At 60.4% G+C, this 24761-nt stretch carries 22 protein-coding genes and 1 pseudogene; 10 read left to right on the top strand and 13 right to left on the bottom strand.

Annotated features, from left to right (window positions below; all coding sequences use genetic code 11):
• Window positions 1-30: 30 nt before the first annotated feature.
• Complete coding sequence (locus PRZ01_RS04305; protein WP_273595527.1) at window positions 31-501, top strand: YhbY family RNA-binding protein; 471 nt, start codon at window positions 31-33, stop codon at window positions 499-501.
• 95 nt (window positions 502-596) lie between these two features.
• On the opposite strand, the gene PRZ01_RS04300 is transcribed toward PRZ01_RS04305, so the two are convergent.
• From PRZ01_RS04300 to PRZ01_RS04280, 5 genes are all read right to left on the bottom strand, one after another.
• On the bottom strand, window positions 597-1019 hold the full coding sequence (locus PRZ01_RS04300; protein WP_273595526.1) for a DUF4149 domain-containing protein: 423 nt from the start codon (window positions 1017-1019) through the stop codon (window positions 597-599).
• Between the two features lie 10 nt (window positions 1020-1029).
• A complete protein-coding gene (greA, locus tag PRZ01_RS04295) occupies window positions 1030-1506 on the bottom strand; it encodes a transcription elongation factor GreA (RefSeq protein ID WP_273595525.1) in 477 nt (158 codons plus the stop codon).
• An 82-nt stretch (window positions 1507-1588) separates the two neighbouring features.
• The gene (gene carB / locus PRZ01_RS04290; protein WP_273595524.1) at window positions 1589-4855 is read right to left on the bottom strand and encodes a carbamoyl-phosphate synthase large subunit; all 3267 of its coding nucleotides are present in this window, start codon (window positions 4853-4855) and stop codon (window positions 1589-1591) included.
• A 13-nt stretch (window positions 4856-4868) separates the two neighbouring features.
• Window positions 4869-6029 (bottom strand): glutamine-hydrolyzing carbamoyl-phosphate synthase small subunit, encoded by a 1161-nt coding sequence (gene carA / locus PRZ01_RS04285; RefSeq protein ID WP_273595523.1) that lies wholly within the window; start codon window positions 6027-6029, stop codon window positions 4869-4871.
• A 253-nt stretch (window positions 6030-6282) separates the two neighbouring features.
• Window positions 6283-6690, bottom strand: a complete 408-nt coding sequence (locus tag PRZ01_RS04280; RefSeq protein ID WP_273595522.1) for a GlcG/HbpS family heme-binding protein — start codon at window positions 6688-6690, stop codon at window positions 6283-6285.
• Window positions 6691-6848: 158 nt separating this feature from the next.
• Between PRZ01_RS04280 and PRZ01_RS04275 the strand changes: the two genes are divergently transcribed.
• Window positions 6849-7544 (top strand): Bax inhibitor-1/YccA family protein, encoded by a 696-nt coding sequence (locus tag PRZ01_RS04275; protein ID WP_273595521.1) that lies wholly within the window; start codon window positions 6849-6851, stop codon window positions 7542-7544.
• Window positions 7545-7645: 101 nt separating this feature from the next.
• Here the strand turns inward: PRZ01_RS04275 and rlmD are convergent, their stop codons facing one another.
• From rlmD to surE, 5 genes are read right to left on the bottom strand one after another with little or no spacing between them, the layout of a single operon-like run.
• The gene (gene rlmD / locus PRZ01_RS04270) at window positions 7646-9010 is read right to left on the bottom strand and encodes a 23S rRNA (uracil(1939)-C(5))-methyltransferase RlmD (protein WP_273595520.1); all 1365 of its coding nucleotides are present in this window, start codon (window positions 9008-9010) and stop codon (window positions 7646-7648) included.
• Window positions 9011-9063: 53 nt separating this feature from the next.
• Window positions 9064-10140, bottom strand: a complete 1077-nt coding sequence (gene rpoS, locus PRZ01_RS04265; RefSeq protein WP_273595519.1) for an RNA polymerase sigma factor RpoS — start codon at window positions 10138-10140, stop codon at window positions 9064-9066.
• 26 nt (window positions 10141-10166) lie between these two features.
• The gene (locus PRZ01_RS04260; protein ID WP_273595518.1) at window positions 10167-11078 is read right to left on the bottom strand and encodes a peptidoglycan DD-metalloendopeptidase family protein; all 912 of its coding nucleotides are present in this window, start codon (window positions 11076-11078) and stop codon (window positions 10167-10169) included.
• A gap of 46 nt (window positions 11079-11124) precedes the next feature.
• The gene (locus PRZ01_RS04255; protein WP_409993801.1) at window positions 11125-11952 is read right to left on the bottom strand and encodes a protein-L-isoaspartate(D-aspartate) O-methyltransferase; all 828 of its coding nucleotides are present in this window, start codon (window positions 11950-11952) and stop codon (window positions 11125-11127) included.
• A complete protein-coding gene (surE, locus tag PRZ01_RS04250; RefSeq protein ID WP_273595517.1) occupies window positions 11949-12698 on the bottom strand; it encodes a 5'/3'-nucleotidase SurE in 750 nt (249 codons plus the stop codon). Before surE ends, PRZ01_RS04255 begins: the two co-directional genes overlap by 4 nt.
• A 114-nt stretch (window positions 12699-12812) precedes the next feature.
• Between surE and PRZ01_RS04245 the strand changes: the two genes are divergently transcribed.
• Together PRZ01_RS04245 and PRZ01_RS04240 are read left to right on the top strand one after the other, a co-directional pair.
• The gene (locus PRZ01_RS04245) at window positions 12813-13793 is read left to right on the top strand and encodes an NADPH:quinone oxidoreductase family protein (RefSeq protein ID WP_273595516.1); all 981 of its coding nucleotides are present in this window, start codon (window positions 12813-12815) and stop codon (window positions 13791-13793) included.
• A gap of 142 nt (window positions 13794-13935) precedes the next feature.
• Window positions 13936-14679: a LuxR C-terminal-related transcriptional regulator gene (locus tag PRZ01_RS04240; RefSeq protein ID WP_273595515.1), complete on the top strand. Its 744-nt coding sequence runs from the start codon at window positions 13936-13938 to the stop codon at window positions 14677-14679.
• A 77-nt stretch (window positions 14680-14756) separates the two neighbouring features.
• On the opposite strand, the gene PRZ01_RS04235 is transcribed toward PRZ01_RS04240, so the two are convergent.
• Entirely contained in the window at window positions 14757-15149 is a 393-nt protein-coding gene (locus PRZ01_RS04235; protein ID WP_273595514.1) for a nuclear transport factor 2 family protein, read from the bottom strand.
• An 85-nt stretch (window positions 15150-15234) separates the two neighbouring features.
• Here PRZ01_RS04235 and PRZ01_RS04230 point away from each other — a divergent pair, with 85 nt between their 5' ends.
• A complete protein-coding gene (locus PRZ01_RS04230; protein ID WP_273595513.1) occupies window positions 15235-16140 on the top strand; it encodes a TIGR01777 family oxidoreductase in 906 nt (301 codons plus the stop codon).
• Here the strand turns inward: PRZ01_RS04230 and PRZ01_RS04225 are convergent, their stop codons facing one another.
• Window positions 16141-16296, bottom strand: a complete 156-nt coding sequence (locus tag PRZ01_RS04225; RefSeq protein ID WP_273595512.1) for a hypothetical protein — start codon at window positions 16294-16296, stop codon at window positions 16141-16143.
• A 307-nt stretch (window positions 16297-16603) separates the two neighbouring features.
• Between PRZ01_RS04225 and PRZ01_RS04220 the strand changes: the two genes are divergently transcribed.
• From PRZ01_RS04220 to PRZ01_RS04205, 4 genes and pseudogenes are all read left to right on the top strand, one after another.
• Window positions 16604-17845, top strand: a complete 1242-nt coding sequence (locus tag PRZ01_RS04220) for a thiolase family protein (protein WP_273595511.1) — start codon at window positions 16604-16606, stop codon at window positions 17843-17845.
• A gap of 118 nt (window positions 17846-17963) precedes the next feature.
• Window positions 17964-19817 (top strand): feruloyl-CoA synthase, encoded by a 1854-nt coding sequence (locus tag PRZ01_RS04215; RefSeq protein WP_273595510.1) that lies wholly within the window; start codon window positions 17964-17966, stop codon window positions 19815-19817.
• Between the two features lie 146 nt (window positions 19818-19963).
• Window positions 19964-20994 (top strand): annotated as a pseudogene (locus PRZ01_RS04210) (aromatic ring-hydroxylating dioxygenase subunit alpha).
• Window positions 20991-21947, top strand: a complete 957-nt coding sequence (locus PRZ01_RS04205; protein WP_273595509.1) for a PDR/VanB family oxidoreductase — start codon at window positions 20991-20993, stop codon at window positions 21945-21947. The pseudogene PRZ01_RS04210 and the gene PRZ01_RS04205 overlap by 4 nt, the downstream one beginning before the upstream one ends.
• A 152-nt stretch (window positions 21948-22099) precedes the next feature.
• On the opposite strand, the gene PRZ01_RS04200 is transcribed toward PRZ01_RS04205, so the two are convergent.
• Window positions 22100-22483 (bottom strand): MarR family transcriptional regulator, encoded by a 384-nt coding sequence (locus tag PRZ01_RS04200; protein WP_273595508.1) that lies wholly within the window; start codon window positions 22481-22483, stop codon window positions 22100-22102.
• Between the two features lie 446 nt (window positions 22484-22929).
• On the opposite strand from PRZ01_RS04200, the gene PRZ01_RS04195 reads away from it, so the two are divergent.
• Window positions 22930-24666 (top strand): tannase/feruloyl esterase family alpha/beta hydrolase, encoded by a 1737-nt coding sequence (locus PRZ01_RS04195; protein ID WP_273595663.1) that lies wholly within the window; start codon window positions 22930-22932, stop codon window positions 24664-24666.
• The last annotated feature ends 95 nt before the right edge of the window (window positions 24667-24761 follow it).

Genomic DNA, 24761 nt, shown 5'->3' with positions numbered 1-24761 from the left:
TTTGACTCATGTTGCACGGATAATACGCGTATGCCTGCGATTCAACTCAACCCTGCCCAGCGCAAGGAAAAACGCTCCGAAGCCCATCACCTCGACCCCGTCGTGTTGATTGGCGCGGATGGAATGACCCCCAACGTCGTCAAAGAAGTCGACGCTGCACTGAAGGCCCATGGCCTGATCAAAGTGCGCGTGTTCTCTGACGACCGCGCCAACCGCGAAGGCATTTTTGCCTCGCTGTGTGGCGAACTGGATGCCGCCCCCATTCAGCACATCGGCAAACTGCTGGTGATCTGGCGCCCCATTCCCGAGAAAGAATCGGAAGAGCGCGACAGCAAGGGTGCGCCTCGCGTGGTGAAGATCGTCAAGTTCTCCAAGAGCGGCAACCATCGCCCGCAAGTCAAGAAGCTGCGTGTGCTGGGCAACGAACGTGTGGCCCAAGGCGGTGAAATCAAGCGCGCCAAACGCCGCATTACCAGCGTCAAGAAATTGGTTCAGGATTAAAGCTTATCCCAACTTTTTCTATACGCATCTGCGTGACTTGAAACCCAGCCGCTCATTGAGCGGCTTTTTCATATCCACATCACGACTCGGGCCGTTCAGTGCTTGCCGCTGCGCCAGGCAAGCAGCAGGACCAACAGCCCCTTGAGCCCAAAAAACCCCAAGGAAATCGCATGCAGGGCCATAAAAGGCCAAGGGCCCTGCCCCGACTTGGCGGCCGCCATCATGGGCTGCAAAGCGTAGTAACCCGCCACGGTGCAGAACATGGCGCCAGCCGGCAAGAGAAAGCCCGCAGACAAAGCGTTGCTGCCGATGCCATGCACCAAGCGGCGATCCATCAACATCAGCAGCAAGGCAGCACCGAGGCTGATCGCAGCTTCTTTCTCGAACAATTGAGCCACCACCAATCCGGCTTGGGCTCGATCCAAAGCGGCAAAGGCGCTGGGTGCGGCCACAAAAGCCACAGCCAACAACATGCCAGCCCAGAGGGCCGCGAGCAAGGCGCGCGAACGACTCAACATCAGCGCGGGCTCAGACGTAGCGAACTTCCACCACTTCGTAGCGCTTCACACCGCCTGGCGCCATCACTTCAGCCACATCGCCGGCTTCTTTGCCAATCAATGCGCGAGCGATGGGCGAGCTGATGGAAATTTTGCCCACTTTCAGATCGGCCTCGTCGTCACCAACGATTTGATAGGTGACTTCTGCACCACTGGCTTCTTCTTCCAGATCGACCGTCGTGCCGAAGACGATGCGGCCACCGGCATCCACTGAAGCCGGATCGATGATCTGCGCGGCCGCCAGCTTGCCTTCAATTTCCAGGATCCGGCCCTCAATGAAACCTTGCTTGTCTTTGGCGGCTTCGTACTCGGCGTTTTCGGACAAATCACCTTGCGCGCGTGCCTCAGCGATCGCGTTGATCACCGCGTGCCGCTCAACGCTCTTGAGCCGATGCAATTCTTCTTTGAGCTTTTCAGCGCCGCGTGTAGTCAGGGGAATCGTGGCCATGTTGTAAACCTTGAGAGACAAAATGAATCCGCCGCAGCGGCCTCTCATGAGGCTGCGGCGGCGGAGTTCGTTGATGCGGAGTTTAGACCAGTTCGGCGTGCAACTCTTGCAGGGATTGCACCAGCAGACCGTCTTGGTGTTTCATGCCTTCAACCGCGGCCTCGCAGCCTGCCATGGTCGTGTAGTAAGTGACACGGGCAGCCAGAGCGGCTTGGCGGATGTGGCGGCTGTCGGCAATCGCGGCGCGGGTTTCGTCCACAGTCGTGAACACCAGCTGGATTTCACCGCCCTTGATCATGTCGACAATGTGCGGTCGGCCGTCCTTGACCTTGTTGACCACACGAACCGGAATGCCCGCCTCGGCAATGGCGCCAGCGGTTCCCTTGGTGGCCACCACGCCAAAGCCCAGCGCATGCAGGTCCTTGGCCACAGCCACGGCACGCGTCTTGTCGGCATTTTTCACGGTGATCAAGACATTGCCCTGGCGGGGCAGGCGTGAACCGGCCCCCAACTGGCTCTTCAACATGGCTTCACCGAAGGTGCGGGCGGCACCCATCACTTCACCGGTGGAACGCATTTCCGGGCTAAGGATGGGGTCCACGCCCGGGAACTTGTTGAAGGGGAAAACGGCTTCCTTGACGCTGAAGTACGGCGGCACCACCTCGGCAGGCACGCGGCCCAGGCGGTCCTTTTGCTCGACCAGCTTCTGGCCAGCCATGCAGCGCGCGGCAATCTTGGCGAGTTGCTGGCCGGTAGCCTTGGACACAAAAGGCACGGTGCGCGAGGCGCGTGGGTTGACCTCAAGCACATACACCGTCGCTGCGCTCAGATCACCCGTGACGTCGCCCTGAATGGCGAACTGCACGTTCATGAGACCCACCACCTTCAAGGCGCGTGCCATCGCTGCCGTCTGGCGGCGCAGTTCGTCCTGCAGCGCCTTGGACAAGGTGTAGGGCGGCAAGGCGCAAGCCGAGTCGCCAGAGTGGATGCCGGCGGCCTCAATGTGCTCCATGATGCCGCCGATCATCACATCAGTGCCATCGCTGATGCAGTCGGCATCAACCTCAACCGCATCTTCAAGGAAGCGGTCCAGCAACACCGGCGACTTGTCGGAAACACGCACCGCTTCGCGCATATAGCGCTCCAGATCCTTGTCACCGTGCACGATTTCCATCGCACGGCCGCCCAGCACATAGCTGGGGCGCACCACCAGCGGGTAGCCGATTTCATTGGCCAGGGCCACGGCCTGCTCTTCGGTGCGGGCCGTGCGGTTGGGCGGCTGCTTCAAGCCCAGCTCATGCAGCAGCTTCTGGAAGCGCTCGCGGTCCTCGGCCATGTCGATGCTGTCAGGCGTGGTGCCAATGATGGGCACGCCATTGGCTTCGAGGTCGAGCGCCAGCTTCAGCGGCGTCTGGCCGCCGTACTGCACGATCACGCCGACCGGCTTTTCCTTCTCGACGATTTCCAGCACATCTTCCAGCGTCACCGGCTCGAAGTAGAGGCGATCGGAAGTGTCGTAGTCAGTGGACACGGTTTCGGGGTTGCAGTTGACCATGATGGTCTCGTACCCGTCTTCGCGCATGGCCAAGGCGGCGTGCACGCAGCAGTAGTCAAACTCAATGCCCTGACCAATGCGGTTTGGGCCACCGCCGAGCACCATGATCTTCTTGTTGTTGGTTGGCTCGGCCTCGCACTCTTCCTCGTAGGTTGAGTACATATAGGCAGTTTGCGTCGAGAACTCAGCGGCGCAGGTATCCACACGCTTGTAGACCGGCCGCACACCCAGCGCATGGCGGGCACGGCGCACATCGTGCTGATTGCTGCCCAGCAACTTGCCAAGACGCTTGTCCGAGAAGCCCTTTTTCTTCAGCAGACGCAACTCATCGACGGACAGCGAGGCCAGCTCGCGGCCAGCCAACGATTGCTCGATCTTGATCAACTGTTCGATCTGCACCAAGAACCAAGGGTCGATGGCCGTCTCTTCGAAGACCTCTTCCATGCTCATGCCGATGCGGAAAGCATCGCCCACAAACAGGATGCGCTCGGGGCCGGGTTCGCCAATCTCTTGCACGATTTCTTCGCGGTCCGTGCTGCGCTCGCTCAGGCCGTCAATGCCTGTTTCCAGGCCACGCAAGGCCTTCTGGAAGCTTTCCTGGAAGGTACGGCCCATGGCCATCACCTCACCCACCGACTTCATCTGCGTGGTCAAACGCGAATCGGCCATGGGAAATTTCTCAAAAGCAAAACGCGGGATCTTGGTGACCACGTAGTCGATGCTGGGCTCGAAGGACGCCGGGGTCACGCCGCCGGTGATGTCATTGCGCAGCTCGTCCAAGGTGTAGCCCACCGCCAGCTTGGCAGCGATCTTGGCGATAGGGAAGCCGGTGGCTTTGGACGCCAGGGCCGAAGAGCGCGAGACGCGCGGATTCATCTCGATCACGGTCATGCGACCGTTCTTCGGGTTAATGGAGAACTGCACGTTCGAGCCGCCCGTGTCCACGCCGATTTCGCGCAGGATGGCGATGGAGGCGTTGCGCAGCAGTTGGTACTCTTTGTCGGTCAGGGTCTGGGCCGGGGCCACGGTGATGGAGTCACCGGTATGCACGCCCATGGGGTCCAGGTTCTCGATCGAGCAGACAATGATGCAGTTGTCTTTGCTGTCACGCACGACCTCCATCTCGTACTCCTTCCAGCCAATCAGCGACTCTTCGATCAAGAGTTCGTTGGTGGGCGAAAGGTCGAGGCCGCGCTTGCAGATTTCTTCGAATTCTTCGGGGTTGTAGGCAATGCCGCCGCCGGTGCCACCCAGCGTGAAGCTGGGGCGAATGACCATGGGGAAACCGGTACCACCAATTTCAGCCGTGATGCGCTTTTGCACAGCCAGCGCTTCCTCCATGGAGTGCGCAATACCGGACTTGGCCGAATCCAGACCGATCTTGGTCATGGCGTCTTTGAACTTCAGGCGGTCCTCGGCCTTCTCAATCGCCTTCTCGTTGGCGCCGATCATCTCGACGTTGTACTTGGCCAGCACGCCGTGCTTGTGCAGGTCCAGCGCGCAGTTCAGCGCGGTCTGGCCGCCCATGGTGGGCAGCACGGCATCCGGCCGCTCCTTGGCGATGATCTTCTCGACCACCTGCCAGGTGATGGGCTCGATATAGGTGACGTCGGCCGTGTCCGGGTCGGTCATGATGGTGGCAGGGTTGCTGTTCACCAGAATGACTTTGTAGCCCTCTTCGCGCAGGGCTTTGCAGGCCTGGGCGCCGGAATAGTCAAACTCGCAGGCCTGGCCAATGATGATGGGGCCGGCGCCGATGATGAGAATGCTCTTGATGTCTGTACGTTTTGCCATTGTCTTTACTCCATCAAGCCTTCGCCATCAGACTGATGAAGCGATCAAACAGATACGAAATGTCGTGCGGGCCGGGGCTCGCCTCAGGGTGGCCCTGGAAGCAGAAGGCCGGCTTGTCGGTGCGGGCCAGGCCTTGCAGCGTGCCATCAAACAGGCTGATGTGGGTGGCGCGCAAATTGGCGGGCAACCCTTCTGCTTCCACCGCAAAACCGTGGTTCTGGCTGGTGATGGAGACGCGGCCGTTGTCCAGGTCTTTCACCGGGTGATTGGCGCCATGGTGGCCAAACTTCATCTTGAAAGTTTTAGCGCCTGAGGCCAGTGCCATGATTTGATGACCCAGGCAGATGCCGAAGGTCGGAATGCCTGCTTCAATCAACTCTGCCGCTGCCTGAATGGCGTAGTCGCAAGGCTGCGGGTCGCCCGGGCCATTGGATAAGAACACGCCATCCGGCTCCAGATCAAACACCGCTGATGCGGGCGTCTGCGCCGGCACCACCGTGATCTTGCAGCCGCGCGAGGCCAGCATGCGCAAGATATTGCTCTTCACCCCGAAGTCGTACGCCACCACATGGAAGCGCGGGTGGGTCTGCTGACCATAACCCTCACCCAGCTTCCACTCGGTCTCGGTCCAGACATGGGCTTGGTCGGTACTGACCACCTTGGCCAGATCCTGGCCTGCCATATCGGGCGCGGCCTTGGCCTTGGCCACAGCTTCTGCAATCAATTCGTCCGTAACGGCCTGCCCCAACGGCAAGGCCATGATGCAGCCGTTCTGGGCACCGGTCGTGCGCAGCAGGCGCGTCAGCCGACGAGTATCCACGTTAGCAATGGCCACCGTGCCTTCGTCTTGCAAGTATTGCCCGAGACTGCGCGTCTCGCGGAAATTGGACGACAGCAGGGGCAGTTCTTTGATGATCAAACCAGCGGCATGGATCTTCGAAGCCTCGACATCCTCGTCGTTGACGCCGTAGTTGCCGATGTGCGGATACGTGAGGGTCACGATCTGCCGGCAGTAGCTCGGGTCAGTGAGGATTTCTTGATAGCCGGTCATGGCGGTGTTGAACACCACCTCACCAACAGTGTGGCCAGCAGCGCCAATGGAGCTGCCTTTGAAGACCGTGCCGTCTGCCAGGGCGAGAATCGCGTGAGGGGTATGGAGCAGATCGGACAGCACGGGGAACTCCGGTAGAGTGCGCGCGCCCAGCTCTGCTCGACATGAAGCCAGAGTCGTGATTCCGGTGAAGGAACTGATTTGAGTTTCGCTGGGGGCGGTAGGTTGCGGGTAAACCTGCTAAGTATACTCGATCAGGGTTAGTCCTGAGCGCTAACCCGCAAAAATGACGGATTGATGACGTCAAATTTTGCGACCACCCACCGCGCCACCGGGCGAGCCGGTTGGCGCGAAGGTCTCGTACTTACTCTGGCGCTTACACGACCAGCGCGGCAATGCCCGCCCGCGCAATCTGCGCATCTTCGGTGGACTTCACACCGCTGACACCCACAGCACCCACGCAAGCCCCCTCCACCATGATGGGCACGCCGCCTTCCAACATACCGGAAATCCCTGGCGCGCTCAGGAACGATGTGCGCCCCTGGTTGATGATGTCTTCATACACCTTGGATTCGCGCCGACCCAGAGCGGCCGTATGCGCCTTTGCCGGCGCGATTTGAGCCGAAACCGCCGGCGCACCGTCCAGTCGCTGCAGCCACAGCAGATGGCCGCCGTCATCCACAATGGCAATGCAGACAGCCCAATGGTTGGCAAGCGCCTCGGCCTCAGCCGCCGCCGCAATTGTTTTGACATCGACCAAGGTGAGATAGGGCTTTTGCTTCATGGTGTTGAAAAGTTGAGTGAAGCCCCCACTTTAGCTTGCATGGGGCGCATGGCGGCCGCGCACTGGCTGACTTTGGCGCCAAACCGGCTACAGTCGCAACCGTGCGTAGCGCATCGCTCAGGTGCGTTATGCGCTGAACTAATTTCTGGAGGACTGTGATGAACGAATCCCTACAAACCCAATATGGCGGCACAGCCGGCTTCGGCCTAACCGCTGATCGGCAACGCGTTCTGCGCAACACCTACTGGCTGCTGGCCTTGTCGATGGTGCCCACGGTGCTGGGAGCGTGGGTCGGCGTGACCACCGGCTTCATGGCCACCATGGGCTCGGGCATGAGCATGGTGCTCTTCTTCGCCGGAGCCTTTGGCCTGATGTTCCTCGTTGAAAAAACCAAGAACAGCAGCACCGGCGTCTACGCCCTGCTGGCCTTCACCTTCTTCATGGGCCTGATGCTGTCTCGCCTGCTGGCCGCCATCCTGGGCTTCAAAAACGGCAGCAGCCTGATCATGATGGCCTTTGGCGGCACCGGCGCCATCTTCTTCGCCATGGCCTCGCTGGCCACAGTGATCAAGCGCGACTTGAGCGGCATGGGAAAGTTCTTGTTCGTTGGCGCCATCATTTTGCTGGTGGTCAGCGTCGTGAACATGTTCATGCAGTCATCAGCGCTGATGCTCACCATCATGGCTTTGTCGATGGCGGTGTTCTCTGCCTTCATGCTGTATGACATCAAGCGCGTGATTGACGGCGGCGAAACCAACTACATCTCCGCCACCCTGGCCATCTACCTGGACCTCTACAACGTGTTCCAGAGCCTGCTGTCGCTGCTGGGCATTTTTGGGGGTGAGCGAGATTGAGAGCCAACCCCCGCAGGTGCTAACGCTCGCCTTGCAGGCCGACGCAAAACAAAGCAAAAGGGCCTTTCGGCCCTTTTTCTTTTTGCTGGATCAATCCTGCTTCACGCAGCGCTATCACGCTCAAACACCGCAATGCTCTCCACATGGGAAGTGTGCGGGAACATGTTCACTGCACTCGCCGCCGTGCAGCGGTAGCCCGCCACATTCACCAGCAGGCCGGCATCCCGCGCCAGGGTGGAGGGGTTGCAACTGACGTAAACAATGCGTTTGGGCGGTTGCCAGCCAGGCGCCAGGCTGGGGTCTTGCGCGATGTCGGCCACCGCCTTGGCCAGGGCAAATGCGCCGTCACGCGGGGGGTCCACCAACCATTTGTCAGCATGACCATCCGCAGCCAGCAAGGCAGGCGTCATTTCAAACAAATTACGCGCCTCAAAGCGCGCCTTCTCCGAAAGGCCATTGACACGTGCGTTTTCACGCGAGCGCTGAACCAAAGTCTCGCTTCCCTCGATGCCCAGCACTTCACGTGCCCGGGTGGCCAGCGGCAAGGTGAAGTTACCCAGGCCGCAGAACCAATCGATCACCCGCTCGTCGGGCTGAACCGCCAGCAAGCGCAGGGCACGCCCCACCAATACACCGTTGATATGCGGATTGACCTGCGTGAAATCCGTCGGCTTGAAGGGCATCACCACCCCAAATTCAGGCAGGCCGTAGCTCAGCACCGGGCCACCTTCATCCAGCAGATGCACGGTCTCCGGTCCCTTGGGTTGCAACCACCACTGTACGCCGTGTGTTGCAGCAAACTCGCGCAGGCGAGCTTTATCAGACTCAGGCAAGGGATTCAAGTTGCGCAGCACGAGCGCCAAGACCTCGTCGCCCATGGCCAGTTCGATCTGCGGCAGGCGGTCACGCTCTTGCATGCTGGCAATCATGGCCCGCAGGGGCATCAGCAAATCGCTGACTCGCTTCGGTACCACTTTGCAGACTTGCATGTCGGCCACATAGCGGCTTTTACGCTCATGAAAGCCAATCAGCACCTCTGCTTTCTTGACCACATAACGAACAGAAAACCGTGCCCGGTAGCGATAGCCCCAAGTCGGTCCCTCGATCGGGCGCAGCAAGGTCTCCGCCTTCACTTTGCCCAGATGCCAAAGGTTGTCTTCCACCACGCGCTGCTTGACAGCCACTTGGGCAGCCGGGTGCAAATGCTGCATCTTGCAGCCACCGCAAGCACCCGCATGCAAACCAAAATGCGGGCAGCCAGGCACGACCCGCTGCGAGCTTTCGCTGCGCATGGCGGTCATAGTCCCCTGCTCCCACTGGTTCTTCTTGCGACCGACGGTCACCTGAACCTCTTCACCCGGCAAAGCACCTTCGATGAAGACCACTTTTCCGTCCGCTTTATGGGCAACGCCCTGTGCATCAAGGTCGATCGACTCGACCTTCAGCCATTCAGAATCTTGAATCATGGGCCGATTATCCCAGCCTCCGGCTCAGCGCTCCCGGAGAGGACGACAAGGACTTAAAAAATTGAATCGCGATCGATGCCGTGGCGCATCATGTCCCGCTTGAGCTTGGCGAGCGCCTCAATCTGGATTTGACGGATTCGCTCACGCGTCAAATTCAAGCGGGACGCCAGGATGTCCAGCGTTTCAGGCTCCCGATCGGCCAAACCGTAGCGCCCGGCGAGCACCTCGCGCTCGCGCTCATTCAAGGTGGCAAGCCCATGGGAAATCAAGGACTCCAGCTCATGATTCAGACACAAGCCCAAGGGGTCGACCGCATGCTCGTCGGCCACCAAGTCCATCACGGACTCCCCGCCGTCGCCATCCCGGTCCACCGGAGAGTCCAAGGAACTCGGCAATTCTGCGTAAGCCAAAAGCTCCGAGATTTCACCGACCGGCCGCCCCAGCAAGGCGGCAACTTCTTCAACGCGAACTTTCGCCTCGACACCCCGCTGGCTTTGCACAGCCTCCAGGGCACGCCGCGCCTTCAGCACCTGATTGAGCTCGCGCACGATGTGCACCGGCAAACGCACAAGGCGCGCCTGGTGCATCAATGCATTTTCGATGCTTTGCCGAATCCACCAGCTGGCGTAAGTCGAAAAACGAAATCCCCGCTCAGGCTCAAATTTGCCAATGGCATGCATCAGCCCCAGATTGCCCTCCTCGATCAAATCGCTCAAGGGCAAGCCACGACCCAGGTAGTTTTTGGCGATGCTGACCACCAAGCGCAGGTTGTGGCGAATCATGGCCTGCCGAGCGGCAAAGCTGCCGTCACGCGCCTGCTTGGCAGTGGAATATTCAGCCTCGGGGCTCAGCAAGGGGGTACGGCGGATGTCGCGCAGATAGGCCTGCAGCGCATTACCGGGGTCTGGATCAGCGCCCAGATCGTCATCGATCTTGCGCGACCGATCATGGCCATTGCTCACAACGGTGCCATCGCCCGCCGCCATTTCATCGAGCGGCACAGGGGGCGCGGACGGTACGCTCAGCGCGTCGCTGTCCAGAAACAGCGGGACAAGGGCTGCATCGCCGCCGGGCATGACCGGTGTCCTGAACCCGGCAGGCTCAGGCTGTGAACCGTCAGAGGGCTTCATGACGGACCACCCGGCGTGCTGACGGCTCAGCGTGCCGGCAGCAGTTTGGCAGGATCCAGGAGCTTGCCCTGGCGACGAATCTCGAAGTGAAGCTTGACCTGATCTGCATCGCTAGACCCCATCTCGGCTATCTTCTGCCCTTTTCGTACGACCTGATCTTCCTTGACCAGCAAAGCCTGGTTGTGGGCGTAAGCACTCAGGTAGCCAGCATTGTGCTTGATGATGATCATGTTTCCGTAGCCCCGCAAGCCCGAGCCAGCATACATGACACGGCCATCGGCTGCGGCCAAAACTGCATCACCCGTCTTGCCGTTGATGTCCAAGCCCTTGCTATTGCGCGCTTCGTCGAAACCTGCAATCAAATTGCCATAGGCGGGCCAGCCCCAACTGATGTCGTCATCGTCAGATTTCGAGGCAGGGGCTGAAGCGGCGGACGAACCGGCCGTATTGGCAGGGCCCGACGCTGAGGGCGCCGCGGTAGCGCCCGATCCCGCTGCGCCCGCCTTGCCGTCCAGCGGACGGGTTTCAATCTTCGGGGCACTCACGGGGCGCGTACTCACCGAGCCGGCATCAATACCCGGCGGGACAACACGCAGCACTTGGCCGACCTCGATGACGTTGGGATTCTCCAGGGCATTCCACTTCACCAGATCACGCCAGCCTTGGCCGTTCTCCAGCGCCACGCGAATCAAGGTGTCACCGGGCTTGACGGTGTAATAGCCGGGCTTGCCTGCATTCTCGATGCCCGGCAAAGGCTTGGTCTCAGCCGCCGCTGACGCCGCGGATGCCGCAGCGGGCGCGCTGCCAGACTTGACGGCCTTGGTCGGTGTACGGTCTTCAACCGGCGCACGGTTCAAGCTGGTGCCGCAGCCCGCCAACAAGGCGACAAACCCCGTCGTCATGAGCACGGAGGAAAAGCGAAGAATATTCTTTTGCATGCGTCGATTGGCTGACTGAATCAAAGCGGCGGAAATTGCCGCCCGCTCACAATACGCCAGATTTTAGAGGTACGAAATGGACGGCTTCAAACTCGCTGCGCACATAGCGCCCAACGCCGCCCTCCACGACATGGTCCACCACCACCAACACCTGCCCCTTGCCGCCGGGCGCCACCATGGGAGCGACCAAGCGCCCACCCGGGGCCAGTTGTGCCAGCCAGGCCGGTGGCAAGTCGTCCCCCCCGGCCGCGGCAATGATGCTGTCGAAGGGCGCGCTCCCGGAATGCCCGAGTCGGCCGTCGCCATACACGAGCCGAATTTTCGTCAGCTTCAATGCCTGCAGATTGGCATGGGCTTTGTCATGCAAGGGGCGCAGGCGTTCAATGGACACCACCTGCCGAGCCAGGCGATCCAGTACGGCCGCCTGATAGCCGCAACCCGTGCCGATCTCCAGCACCTTGCCCAAATTGCCCAAGCGGTTCGCCGCAGCGCCGCCCATCAAAATCGCGATCATCCGGCCCACCACCGACGGCTTTGAAATCGTCTGCCCATGCCCAATCGGCAGGCTGGTGTCTTCATAGGCCTGGATCGCGAGGGCGCTGTCGACAAACTCATGCCGAGGTACTTCAGCCAAAGCCTGGAGCACCCGTTCATCGTGAACGCCAGCCTGCTGCAAGCGCTGCACCATGCGGCGCCGCACGTGGCTGGAGTCCAGCCCCAAGCCACTCGGTGCAGTCAGTCGCGCAGCGTCTGCGGCCGCATCGCGTAAATGGCGTTGCGGCATCAAAACCTCGCGAGCAGGCGTGGCGGCAGCACCGCCCGCCTTGGGCAAGGCGGCCGGAAATCGCTGCGGGCGATTGGCGGGTGCGCTCATCCGCGAGGCCCCAGGCGTGTCGTCCAATCACCCAAGGCCGCGTGATGGGTCAAATCCACCTGCAGCGGCGTGATCGACACCTCCCCCTTGGCAGTGGCATGGAAATCAGTACCCTCGCCCGCCTCGCGCGCATCGCCCGCAGGGCCGATCCAATAAATGGTCTCGCCACGCGGACTTTGCTGGCGAATCACCGGCTCGCTGGCGTGTCGACGGCCCAGCCGAGTCACGCGCCGTGGCAACGCGGTGGCATCTGGCCGATTCGGGATGTTCACATTCAACAGAAAAGGCTGGCTCAAGCCGCCTGCAATGACCTGCTCCACGATTTGCCGGGCCAGCGCGGCAGCGGCGTCCAGGTGCTCCCAGCCCTTTTCGACCTGCGAAAAGGCGATGGAAGGAATGCCGAACAAAAAGCCCTCGGTCGCTGCGGCCACCGTGCCGGAATACAAGGTGTCATCGCCCATATTCGCACCATTGTTGATGCCTGAAAGCACCAAGTCCGGTTTGTAGTCCAGCAAGCCCGTGAGCGCCACGTGCACTGAGTCTGAGGGGGTGCCGTTGACATAACGAAACCCATTGACGGCGGTGTAGACCGACAGCGGTCGCCCCAAAGTCAAAGAATTCGAAGTGCCACTGGCATTTTGTTCAGGGGCGATCACTTCGATTTGACCCAAACCTTCACAAGCCTTGACCAAGGCGTGCAGCCCCGGAGCAAGGTATCCGTCGTCGTTGGCGATGAGTATGCGCATGGGCTCATTGTAGGCAGGTCGTCACCTGCGCGACCTCTCCTGAGCATTCAACTGCCTATCATTGCGCCGAAACTTTGGGGCCCACGCCGCCCTGTTCAACAAAAGGAACATGACATGCATGCTTGGCTTTGCGAAAACCCGATCGGCCCCGAAGCTTTGGCCTGGAAGGAATTGCCCACGCCCGAGCCGGGCCCGGGTCAGGTGCGGGTGGCAATCAAAGCGGCCAGCCTGAATTTTCCTGACCTCCTGATCGTTCAGAACAAATATCAGATCAAGCCGTCCCTGCCCTTTGTGCCCGGTGCGGAATTCGCTGGCGTGGTTGAAGCCCTTGGAGAAGGCGTACAAGGCCTCAAGGTGGGCGACCCTGTGGCTGCCTTTGCCGGCACCGGCGGTTTTGCCACGCAAGCCTGTGTGCCAGCCTCGCAACTCATGCCGCTGCCGCCGGGGTTCGACTTCAAAGATGCCGCCGCCTTCATCTGCACCTACGCGACCAGCCACCATGCGCTGCTGGACCGTGCGTCCCTGCAAGCTGGCGAAACCGTGCTGGTGCTGGGCGCCGCGGGTGGCGTCGGTACGGCTGCCATTCAAATTGCCAAGGCAGCGGGGGCTCGCGTCATCGCGGCAGCCTCCACCGATGAGAAGTGCGCCTGCTGCGAACGCCTGGGCGCTGACGCCAGCATCAATTACAGCCGAGTCGATATGCGCGCAGCGCTCAAGGCGCTCACTCAAGGCAAAGGCCCAGACGTGATCTACGACCCGGTGGGCGGTGACTTGGTGGAACCGGCCTTTCGATCCATCGCTTGGCGGGGTCGCTATCTGGTGGTCGGCTTCGCACGCGGCCAAATCCCCGCACTGCCCCTCAACTTGATGCTGCTGAAAGGCGCCTCGCTCGTCGGCGTTTTCTGGGGCGAGTTCGCCAAGCGCGAACCCAAGGCCAATGCCGTGATGATGGGGCAACTCGCCCAGTGGTATGCCCAAGGCAAAGTCAAGCCCGTGCTGGATTCCGTGCTGGCCATGAACCAACTCCCTGCAGCGTTCACGCGCATGGCTGGCCGGCAAGTCATGGGCAAGATTGTCTTGACCACCGACATTTGAGGCAGGCCCGCCGGCCGGGAAAACCCAGACTCCAAACAGCTTTTTTCACACCCCACGCATCGTAAGAATTTGCCTTCCCGTCATTGAGGCGCGATGTCTGTGTTTTGTGAGATACCATGAAAGCTACCCGGAACTATTCGCCATGGCCGTCAAAGTACTCATCATTGAAGACAACCCGGTTGCTCGCAACTTCTTGTGCCGCGTCGTACGAGAGAGTTTCAGCGACCCGATGGAGATCATCGAAGCCGGTGATCTGGAAGGTGCGCGTCGTCAAGTTGCCAAACTTGCCGAGAGCAGCCCCGAGGCCGGCTTCAAGTTGGTTCTGGTCGACCTCGAGTTACCCGACGGCAACGGCATGGAGTTCTTGGCCGAACTGGCCGGCACCCCATCGCTCAAGATCGTCACCACGCTTTACTCCGACGACGATCACCTCTTTCCCGCGCTTCAATGCGGGGCCGATGGATATTTGCTGAAGGAAGATCGGTTCGAGGTGCTGGTCGAAGAGTTGCAACGCATCGTTCGCGGGCAACCCCCGCTGTCGCCGGCCATTGCGCGGCGGCTGCTCTCCCATTTCAGGCCCGCATCCTCGGGCGACAGCGGCCCCATGGCCCTGAACTCCGGCTTTGGCTCGCTGTCCTCCTCGCACACCTTCAGCAGTGGGCGTGGGGTAGTACTCGACCCGCCGCCGGAATGGGAGCGCCTAACCCCCCGCGAAAGTGAAGTACTGACCTACCTCAGCAAAGGCTTCACCATCAAGGAAATCGCCAACCTGATGGGCATCAAGTGGTTCACGGTGAACGATCACATCAAGAGCATCTACAAGAAGCTTAATGTGTCGAGCCGCGCTGAAGCTGCGGTGCTGGCCAGCAAGCAGGGCTTGGTTTGATTTCTCAAGAGAAATCAAATTTGGGGCAATGATTGTTGGTTCTAGTGCTGCAGCGTCCCCAGCCGCCGTCGCAGGGCTCACATCAACAAGCTGAGCACGGACAGCTTCGCGTAGAGCTCTTCCGCAGCGTCCCAGCAGTCGCGATGCAGCTGAACCGGCCCTGATGGATTGAATCTCAGGTGCGTCGCACCCCGAATCTCCATCGGCAGGTTGCTGCCTTTGCGACAGAACTTCATCACCGAAGTAAAAAAGGCATCATCTCCCTCAGAGGCCGTTGTCAGCGTTGTGAATCGAGGCTGGTCGAGTTCATCAAACATCTGACTAAAGATGCTGCGATCAATGGCGGCGCGTCCACACACATCATTGAAGGGGTCCTTGAAGGCACCCGGCCTGCGCGAGCAAATCCTGCAACGCGCTCGCGCGGTCGGCGTCGCCACCGATGACCTGGTCTGGGTGACCCAGACGCGCACAGACCCTGCGTCCTGAGGTTGAACTTGAGCACCCCAGTGACTTAGCCGAATCTGCGAATTTAAACCAGCAGCAAGGACCCCCATCATGCGTATTTTGATGACAGGCGGCACCGGTTTGATCGGCCGGGCCTTGTGCGAGTTATGGACCTCCCACGGGCATGAGTTACTGGTGCTGAGCCGGCACCCCGAACGGGTCGCCGGGCGTTGCTTCGGTGCCAGGGGCTTGAGCATGCTCCAGGAACTCGACGACATCGGACCCGTGGATGCCGTGGTCAATCTGGCGGGGGCCCCCATCGCCGACAAGCCCTGGTCAGCGAGCCGTCGCGACCTGCTTTGGCAGTCCCGCATCGACTCGACCCGGCGGCTCGTGCAGTGGATCGCACAACAGCCGCGGCGGCCCGCACTGCTGCTGTCGGCCTCGGCTGTGGGCTGGTACGGTAACGCAGGCGAGCGGGTTTTGAACGAGGCAAGCTCACCAGGTTCGGTTGACTTCGGCACCCAACTCTGTGAGGCCTGGGAACTTGAGGCGTTACAAGCTACAACTTCCGGCACGCGCGTGGTTCGTCTGCGCATCGCGCCGGTACTCGCGCCAGGAGCCGGATTGCTAGCACGCCTTCGAACCCCCTATCGGCTAGGCTTGGGCGGGCGAATGGGCAACGGGCGGCAGTGGATGCCCTGGATCCATCAGCAGGATCTGATTCGCATGGTCGATTGGCTGCTGCAAAACCCATCCTGCGAGGGTGTCTACAACGCCTGCGCGCCGGAGCCTGTGCGCCAGGCGACTTTTGCAAAGGCATTGGCGCACGCTTGGCACCGCCCAGCACTGCTGTCAACGCCTGCATGGGTGCTGCGCGCGGCATTGGGGGAGATGTCCGTGTTGTTATTGTCGAGCCAATGCCTGCGCCCGCATCGGGCGATGAATGCAGGCTTCTCATTTGACTATCCAGCCATTGATTTGGCGGTCACCAATCTGATCAAGCCTCAGTCGTGATCAGATTGGCTCCAAACAGCATTTGATTGCCACGCCGACATGAAGCCCCATGGCATGGTGCCGATGGCTTGTCTCGCCACCGTCGAGAATGGCCTCGGCAACGGCGGCGAGGTCGTCGTGGTGCGCAACCTCGCGCTGTCTGTCGATGTCGCGCATCGAAGTGACCAGTTGCCTTGCCCCTCTTAACCTCACCTTCTCGAACTACCAGCGTGGAACCAAGTGCCGGGCTATGCAGCAAGGGGGGGGATGCCTCAAATGTGCAGTCACTTCTGCCTCTTGAGTATGCTTACGATTTTTAATATTGAATTTCACGTCACCATGCGTGGGTTTACACCTACATTTTGAAATAACACTGGAAGAGTTGAGCCCTCAAAAGCTAGAGATAACCCTGTCACCGCCTCATGAAATTTGATTAATACTTATAAAAAATAATCAACATCATGAACGATTCAGGAGACGATCCATGCGCAGCTTCTCGGCTCGGTTCGACGATCACTGGCTACTTGGTGGCGCCCGTACTCCGTTTGTCGACTACTGCGGCGCTCTAGCCGAGGCCTCGCCTATCGACATGGGGATCAAGGTTGGCCGCGCCGCCTTGGACCGAACGGGCGTGCCGAGCAGCGATATCGACTCGGTTGTCACGGCCTGCATGGCACAAGCATCGTTCGATGCCTTCGTGTTGCCGCGCCATATTGGCTTGTACTCAGGTGTGCCCATCGAGGTGCCGGCCATACTGGTACAGCGCATTTGCGGTAGCGGCTTCGAGATCATTCGCCAGGCCGCAGATCAGATCACACTGGGCTATGCGAGCCTGGCGTTGGCCGTAGGAACGGAGTCAATGTCGCGCAACCCCATTTGTGCCTTTGGCCACCGAAGCGGCTTCAAGCTTGGCGCGCCCGTCGAGTTCAAGGACTTCCTCTGGGAGGCACTCGAAGATCCCGCCGCAAAGGTTTCGATGATCCAGACGGCTGAGAACCTGGCGAAGCGGTACGGCATCACCCGCGCTGATGTCGACAGCTTTGCCGCAACTTCCTTTGAACGTGCGTTGCGCGCTCAGGCCGAAGGCTGGCTTGCCGGAGAGATCGTCGAGGTAACGAGCGAGCGATTCGAGCTCGCAGGCTACGAGCCGCGCGGCATCAAGCTGCCGCGCAAGGTCAAGGTGCTTGATCGCGACACGCACCCGCGCCCGTCACCCGTCGATGCGCTGGCAGTGTTGCGACCGGTCTACGAGGGCGGCGTGCAGACGGCAGGCAATTCATCGGCCCTCGTCGATGGCGCGGCGGCCATGGTCGTGGCCTCAGGCGCTCAAGTGCGCAACAGGGGATTGCAAGCTCTGGCAAGGTTGCGTGGTGCAGCTGCGGCAGGTGTTCCACCAGAAATCATGGGAATCGGACCTGTGCCCGCCATCCATGCGCTGTTGGCACGCTGCGAGTTGAAAATCTCCGACATCGACCTTTTCGAAATCAACGAAGCCCAGGGCGCACAGACCCTGGCCTGCGCGAGGGAGCTGGGTCTGGACCTGGATCTGCTCAATGTCAATGGCGGCGCCATTGCCTTGGGCCATCCGCTCGCGGCCTCTGGCGTGCGCATCACACTGACGGCGGCTCGCGAGTTGCATCGCCGAGGTGGCCGCTACGCGGTCGTCTCCGCCTGTGTCGGTGGCGGGCAAGGCATGGCTTTGCTGATTGAAAACACTCAGGCATGAGAACCCTATCAGTCGCCCCGCCCGCCCCCCACCTCCGCATGGAGGCGTGGACATCAACCATCGCCAGCCCTCAGTTCCCAGATGCCATTCAAATGGGGGCGTCCGAGGTCGCGAAGTCATGACGCCAAGCTATCGCCCTGTCACTGTCGGCCATTGTTTGAGCCAGGCAAGCGTCGAGTACCTTGCTGACGGAGGCTTCGTGCTTCGGTCGACCGAGCCTTTGGCGCCATACCCCAAACACTTGGGTGAGCGGCTGGCCCATTGGGGCCAGATCGCGCCAGACCGGACGCTTGCGGCCCAACGCGGCGTTGACGGAGCTTGGCAGGCTATCAGCTACGCCGAGATGATCGAACGCGCCAAAGCCCTGGGCCAGGCATTGCTGAATTGGGGACTGAACGTCGAACGCCCCCTGGTCATACTGTCCGACAACGACTTGGATCATCTCAGTCTGATGCTGGGCGCCATGTGGGCGGGTATTCCTAGCGTCAGCGTTTCTCCGGCGTACTCGCTGGTTTCGACCGACTTCGGCCGCTTGCGCCACATCCTCTCAAAGACGACGCCAGGGGCAGTCTACGCAGCAAGTTCGAGCTATGCAGCGGCCATCAACGCCACGGTTGCTGCGGACACCCGCGTCATTCTTGGCGAGGGGCAGCTCATCAGCCGAACCACGGAGCGCTTCGCCGACATGCTCACTACGCTGCCAGGCCCCCAATTGGACGAGGCTCACAGCAAGGTCGGGCCTGACACAATCGTCAAGCTAATGTTCACATCGGGATCGACCAAAGATCCCAAGGGCGTGATCATTACCCAACGCATGTGGTGCGCGAATCAACAGATGACGCTGCAAGCCATGCCCTTCCTTGTCGAGCAGCCTCCTGTGGCCTTAGATTGGCTGCCATGGAACCACACTTTTGGTGGCAACCACAACCTCGGTATCGTGCTCTTTAATGGCGGCAGTCTCTACATTGACGAAGGCAAGCCGGCGCCAGGGCGCTTCGCGCAGACACTGCGAAACCTGCAGGAAATAGCACCGACGATCTTCTTCAATGTGCCCAAGGGCTTCGACGAACTCGTCTCGGCACTGCAGGTCGATATTGCACTGCGCGACCACTTCTTCAGCCGACTAAAGTTGGTGGAATGTGGCGGGGCCGGGCTATCACAGAAGACGCTGGATGCGTTCAACCACCTCGCTGAGAGCGCTATAGGCGAGCGTATACGTCTCGCAGCAGGCCTCGGCATGACGGAGACGGCCCCGACTTGCACTTTCGCTATTCCGGATGAGGCGCGCGCTGGCTTCATCGGCTGGCCCGTACCCGGTGTAGACGTCAAGCTTGTTCCCGTGGGCGGCAAGGCTGAAGTGCGATTTCGGGGGCCAAACGTTATGCCTGGCTACTGGCGCGAGCCTGAGCTGACACAGGAAGCCTTTGACGAAGAGGGGTATTACCGAACCGGCGACGCTGCATGCCCCGCAGTACCCGACGATCCGACGCGGGGGCTCATGTTCGACGGCCGCATTGCCGAGGACTTCAAACTATCCACAGGCACCTTTGTTAGCGTCGGCCCGCTGCGCGCCCGGGTGATTGCTCTGGGATTTCCCTGCGTCCATGACGCCGTTGTCACAGGCTTCGGGCGCGACGAGGTGGGCCTACTGATCGTGCCGCGCATGGGAGAAATCCGCCGATTGGCCGAACTTCCCGACGATGCACCCACCGCAATAGTGCTGGGGCACACGGCTGTACGCGGATTCTTTCAGACGCTGGCCAAACAACTCTGGGACCAAGGAACTGGGAGTGCCAGCCGTCCGGCGCGCCTCATGGTGCTTGCCAAGCCGCCTTCCATTGACGGAGGGGAAATCACCGACAAGGGCTCGATCAACCAACGTGCCATGCTGAGTCACAGAGCAGCACTGGTCGAACTTTTACACGACGCACCGGTCGGTCATCCTGACGTGATCTTCCCGCTCGATGAGTAGGCCCCGTCGGCCGCACCCGGGCCGGCCTACAGGGGCCGGCCATACAGGTTCACACAGCGGCGCCAACAGCCACCCAGGCAGCGAGCTCATTCGACAAGACGGCGCCGTGCGCATGAGGTCGCACTAACTCACAAGGAATCCACCGCATGTTCCTCACCAACACTTGGTACGTGGCCGCCCGCAGCGACGAGGTCGGCACCGACAAACCACTTGGACGCAAGGTCTGTAATCAAATGATTGCCTTCTTTCGCGACAGCACTGGCACGGTCAGTGCGGTGGAGGATTTCTGTCCACACCGCGGCGCGCCCTTGTCACTCGGCCGCGTCGTCGGCGACGCTTTGGTCTGTGGCTATCACGGGCTGGCCATGGGCCACGACGGAAAGGCGATTTCCATGCCCTGTCAGCGCGTGCGTGGCTTCCCAGCCATTCGCAGCTTTCCGGTCCTTGAGGCCCATGGCTTCATCTGGGTCTGGCCTGGCGAGGCCGCGAGGGCGGATGTAAGTGCATTGCCCGCCTTCGAATGGCTGGGCAACCCTGCATTCGGATACGGTGGCGGTCGATACCACATTGCCTGTGACTACCGACTCATGATCGACAACCTGATGGACCTCACGCACGAAACCTATGTGCACGCCGACAGCATCGGCCAGAGTGAAATCGACGAAGTGCCTTGCAACACGCGGGTGGAGGGTGATCACGTCATGACTGAACGCTACATGCATGACATCGAGCCCCCCCCCCGTTTTGGAAAATGGCGCTGCGCATGAATGGCCTGCCTGACAACCAGGCCGTGGACCGCTGGCAGATCTGCCACTTCACGCCGCCCAGCCACATCATGATCGAAGTGGGGGTCGCACTTGCAGGCCACGGCGGCTATACGGCGCCGGATGCGGTCAAGGTCGCCAGCTGGGTCGTGGACTTCATCACCCCCGAGACCGACACCTCAATTCACTACTTCTGGGGCATGGCGCGCAAGTTCAAGCCGCAAAATGCCGCTCTTACAGACCAGATCCGAGAAGGCCAGGGAAGAATATTTGCTGAGGACCAAGAGATGCTAGAGCGTCAGCAAAAAAACTTGCTTGCCTGGCCGCAGCGCAAACTGCTGATGCTCAACATCGACAGCGGTGGCGTGCAATCGCGAAAGGTGATCGAGCGACTCTTGAGCACCCAAGCATGAGCCAATTGCTGACGGTTCGCCTCGCCGCCAAGGAGGCCATTGCCAAGGACATCTGCACACTCACACTCGTCGCCGCCGATGACGGGCCTTTGCCCACATTTACAGCCGGTGCCCACGTGGACGTGCATCTGCCCAACGGCATCGTCCGCCAGTACTCGATCTGCAACGCCCCGACCGAGACGCATCACTACGTGCTTGCGGTGCTCATGCAGGCCAATTCACGTGGCGGATCTCGGGGTGTGCACGAGCAACTTGCGCCAGGCCAACTGTTGCAAATTAGTGCCCCGCGAAATCATTTTCCACTCGACCCAAGGGCCGCACGCAGCCTACTGATCGCAGGCGGGATCGGCATTACACCCATACTGGCAATGGCGCGCGCGCTCGCAAGTTCGGGCGGCGCGTTCGAGTTGCATTACGCCGCGGGCAGTCTAGAGCGAATGGCGTTCCGGGCCGACATTGCGGCGTGCGATTGGGCTGGCGCAGCGCACTTTCACGTCGGCCAAACGCCGTTGAACGTGGCGCAATTGCTGGCTGACCAGAGCGAGGACGTTCATGTGTACGTCTGCGGTCCCCAGGGGCTGATCAACTCGGTGATCGAGACCGCTATGCGCCTAGGTTGGGCTGACAACCGTATTCATCGGGAATTTTTCTCAGGTACCGACACTGCAGCTTTTGACCTCAACCATGCATTCGAGATAGAGCTCGCGCGTTCGGGCCGCATCATCACGGTGCAACCAGATCAGACTGCCGCACAAGCCCTCATCGCAGCAGGCGTGCCGTTACTTACCTCCTGCGAGCAAGGTGTTTGCGGCACATGTCTGACCCGCGTACTTGTTGGAAAGCCTGAGCACCGTGATCTCTACCTGACTCCGGAGGAGCAGGCCGCCAACGACCAGTTCACCCCCTGTTGCTCGCGCGCACTGAGCCCGCGGCTTGTGCTCGATCTGGGCTGAGTGATGCACATTTCATCATACTGAGCCTGAAATTTACCAGGCTCACCTCACGCCGAACGACAGGCGAACAAGAGACAACTGATCCCCATATCGCAACGAATGGGACCATCGCAAGTACTTCGCGAATGCAGATTTACTCGAGGCCGGTACGTTCAGCGAGTTAACCGACAGGCTGCCACCTTGTGCAAAAGCTCCATCAACATCAGCCGCTCCACATGCGTAAGGCCCGAGAGCGCTTGCGCCTCACCCTCTGAGATTTCCTTTGTGGCGCGCTCGACAAGGGCTCGCCCTTCTGCCGTCGTGCGGATATGCAGCGCCCGCCCGTCATTCAAATGGCGCTCTCGATCAACGAGGCCTGCCCGCACGAGGCGGTCGATCCACGCTGCCATATTTGCGGGCGTGAACGCCAAAGCGACGGCAAGCTGGGCCGCTGTCAGGCCCTCGTTCTGCGCAACCAGAACAAGGGCAGTCAACTCAACTTTGCGCAGCTTGAGTTTTTTGGCGATCCTGGCCTCAAAGACCTGGTCAGTGACCACACTGGCCTGGGCCAACTGGTAGCCCAAAACTGAGTGCAGCGGCCCTTCTTCAAGTTGCCTGCCTGGCGCTGGTTGTGGGAGATGGAGGGGCGTGCGGCTATTCACGCAAGGATTCTACGTGAGCGTCCAGCACCTCAATTTCTCAAATCGTTGACCACTCAGCGGAAAAGTCTCCACCCCGCCATCAAGCGTGAGTTGCCCTCTTGCCCGCTGCCGACTATTGGGCACAGCACCTCCGAGGTGCCCGTTCTACGGGATGAGACTCAGCCAATCCAGACGGCATTTAATGTTGCTTTTCATAACAAACATAGTAAAGATACTGATCTATTTTTTTCGACATCAACCTAGCATTGGCAAGCATTTCGCCCTCAATGTAATTCATTTAATTAACTAATTTGCGCCTTGCAGCCGCATAGCCGGAGCGGCGCATGAAAAATGGAGACGCCATGGACCAGAAATTCCCCCACCGAACTCGCGCCCTGTGGTTGGCACCGCCCTTGACAGCTATCGCACTTGCCGGTTGCGGAGGAGGCGACGGTGAACCACCACTTCCCCAACTTTCAGCGGCTCAGGCGGCAGTACTGGCAGGTACTTGTGAGGCCCTCGCTACCAAATTGGGTAGCTTGGCTGACACGACGATTACCGCAACCACTTCAGTGGCCGCGGGCTTGATAGGCACGGTTGCCACGCCCGATCACTGCCTTGTCAAGGGCGAAATGCTCCGCCGCACAAGCACAGTGGACGGCAAGTCCTACGCGATCGGCTTCGAGATGCGTCTGCCGAAGAACTGGAACGGCCGCTACTACTACCAGGCGAATGGCGGTATCGACGGTTCCGTCGTGCCGGCAACAGGTGCATTGGGCGGCGGGCCGTTGACCGGCGCGCTCACACAAGGATTCGCAGTCATGAGTTCGGACGCAGGCCACAGCAACGCTGCGGTAGGTGGGCCCGCCTTCGGCATCGACCCACAAGCACGTCTTGATTATGGTTACCAAGCCGATGCGAAGCTTCTGCCCACAGCCAAAGAAGTGATTCGTCAGGCCTACGGCAAAGTTCCGGATCGCTCCTACTACGGGGGCTGCTCCAACGGCGGTCGGCATACGCTTGTCGCAGCTGCGCGCTATGGCGACCAGTACGACGGTTATCTGGCTGGCGCGCCAGGCTATAACCTGCCGAAGGCAGCTGTAGCCAACATCGCCGGGGCTCAATTGTTCCGCACCATCTCCAATGACCCGACAAGCAACTCGGGCGCCAACCTCGCAACCGCATGGACCGCCGCCGAGCGAGCCTTGCTGTCATCGCGTGTGGCCGCCAAATGCGATGCGTTGGACGGTGCCGTTGACGGTTTGGTGCAGGACACAACAGCCTGCCAGTCAGCCTTTAACCTGCAAACCGATGTGCCAACCTGCACAGGCGCCCGCGATGGCACTTGCCTCACGGCCGCACAGAAGGCCGCGGTGGCAGGGATTTTCGGCGGGCTGAAGACCAGCGCTGGCGCCCTGGTTTATTCGAGCTTCCCATTCGATACCGGCCACGGCACGCCAGGGGTCGCAAATTGGAAATTCAATTCGCCCGTTCAACTCGACTCCGGCGCGGTCGGCTTGATCTTCAAGGTGCCGCCGCTGGCAGGAACGAGCACGGCTGACCAACTTGCGACCTGGGCGCTGACAACCTCAATCGACTCAATGGTGGCCGAGATCAACGCGACCAACGCCACTTACACCGAATCGGCGATGAGCTTTATGACGCCGCCAAACCCCACCAATCTCGCCACGGTGAAGAATCGCGGCGCCAAGATGCTGGTGTATCACGGTGTCAGTGACCCGATCTTTTCCGTCAACGACACGCAGGCTTGGTACGACGGCTTGCGCAGTGCAAATGGCGGCGACGCATCGAATTTCGCGCGCTTCTTCCGCGTACCTGGAATGAACCATTGCAGTGGCGGGCCGGCCGCTGACCAGTTCGACATGCTCAGCAAGCTGGTCACCTGGGTGGAGCAAGGGCAGGCGCCGGAAAGCATTACCGCCACTGTACGCGGCGCCGGCAATGCCGGTGGCGCAAATGCCGACCTGCCCAGTGGCTGGTCGCCCAGCCGCAGTCGGCCACTCTGCCCCTATCCGAAGGTCGCCAAATACATAGGCAGTGGCGACATCGAAAGCGCGGACAACTTCCGCTGCGAATGAACCCGCCAGGCGGCCTTCGTCGCCTGGTAGTGAACTTGGCCGCCCGGTAGGGCTAGCCCACGATCCTGTATCTACCCTTCGAGGAAACTATGAAA

It is taken from the genome of Roseateles koreensis, assembly GCF_028595305.1.
Taxonomy (GTDB): domain Bacteria; phylum Pseudomonadota; class Gammaproteobacteria; order Burkholderiales; family Burkholderiaceae_C; genus Paucibacter_A; species Paucibacter_A koreensis.
Note: the sequence above shows the minus strand (reverse complement) of the source record. Positions and strands in the feature narration are given on the sequence as shown.

What these genes read in the sequence shown, in the direction of transcription:
- PRZ01_RS04305 (WP_273595527.1), top strand. Translation starts at nt 31, where the DNA reads ATGCCTGCGATTCAACTCAACCCTGCCCAGCGCAAGGAAAAACGCTCC.
- PRZ01_RS04245 (WP_273595516.1), top strand. Translation starts at nt 12,813, where the DNA reads ATGCATGCTTGGCTTTGCGAAAACCCGATCGGCCCCGAAGCTTTGGCC.
- rlmD (WP_273595520.1), bottom strand. Translation starts at nt 9,010, where the DNA reads ATGATTCAAGATTCTGAATGGCTGAAGGTCGAGTCGATCGACCTTGAT.
- rpoS (WP_273595519.1), bottom strand. Translation starts at nt 10,140, where the DNA reads ATGAAGCCCTCTGACGGTTCACAGCCTGAGCCTGCCGGGTTCAGGACA.
- PRZ01_RS04260 (WP_273595518.1), bottom strand. Translation starts at nt 11,078, where the DNA reads ATGCAAAAGAATATTCTTCGCTTTTCCTCCGTGCTCATGACGACGGGG.
- PRZ01_RS04275 (WP_273595521.1), top strand. Translation starts at nt 6,849, where the DNA reads ATGAACGAATCCCTACAAACCCAATATGGCGGCACAGCCGGCTTCGGC.
- PRZ01_RS04280 (WP_273595522.1), bottom strand. Translation starts at nt 6,690, where the DNA reads ATGAAGCAAAAGCCCTATCTCACCTTGGTCGATGTCAAAACAATTGCG.
- PRZ01_RS04240 (WP_273595515.1), top strand. Translation starts at nt 13,936, where the DNA reads ATGGCCGTCAAAGTACTCATCATTGAAGACAACCCGGTTGCTCGCAAC.
- surE (WP_273595517.1), bottom strand. Translation starts at nt 12,698, where the DNA reads ATGCGCATACTCATCGCCAACGACGACGGATACCTTGCTCCGGGGCTG.
- carB (WP_273595524.1), bottom strand. Translation starts at nt 4,855, where the DNA reads ATGGCAAAACGTACAGACATCAAGAGCATTCTCATCATCGGCGCCGGC.
- PRZ01_RS04215 (WP_273595510.1), top strand. Translation starts at nt 17,964, where the DNA reads ATGACGCCAAGCTATCGCCCTGTCACTGTCGGCCATTGTTTGAGCCAG.
- greA (WP_273595525.1), bottom strand. Translation starts at nt 1,506, where the DNA reads ATGGCCACGATTCCCCTGACTACACGCGGCGCTGAAAAGCTCAAAGAA.
- PRZ01_RS04225 (WP_273595512.1), bottom strand. Translation starts at nt 16,296, where the DNA reads ATGCGCGACATCGACAGACAGCGCGAGGTTGCGCACCACGACGACCTC.
- PRZ01_RS04230 (WP_273595513.1), top strand. Translation starts at nt 15,235, where the DNA reads ATGCGTATTTTGATGACAGGCGGCACCGGTTTGATCGGCCGGGCCTTG.
- PRZ01_RS04205 (WP_273595509.1), top strand. Translation starts at nt 20,991, where the DNA reads ATGAGCCAATTGCTGACGGTTCGCCTCGCCGCCAAGGAGGCCATTGCC.
- PRZ01_RS04220 (WP_273595511.1), top strand. Translation starts at nt 16,604, where the DNA reads ATGCGCAGCTTCTCGGCTCGGTTCGACGATCACTGGCTACTTGGTGGC.
- PRZ01_RS04300 (WP_273595526.1), bottom strand. Translation starts at nt 1,019, where the DNA reads ATGTTGAGTCGTTCGCGCGCCTTGCTCGCGGCCCTCTGGGCTGGCATG.
- PRZ01_RS04255 (WP_409993801.1), bottom strand. Translation starts at nt 11,952, where the DNA reads ATGAGCGCACCCGCCAATCGCCCGCAGCGATTTCCGGCCGCCTTGCCC.
- PRZ01_RS04195 (WP_273595663.1), top strand. Translation starts at nt 22,930, where the DNA reads ATGGACCAGAAATTCCCCCACCGAACTCGCGCCCTGTGGTTGGCACCG.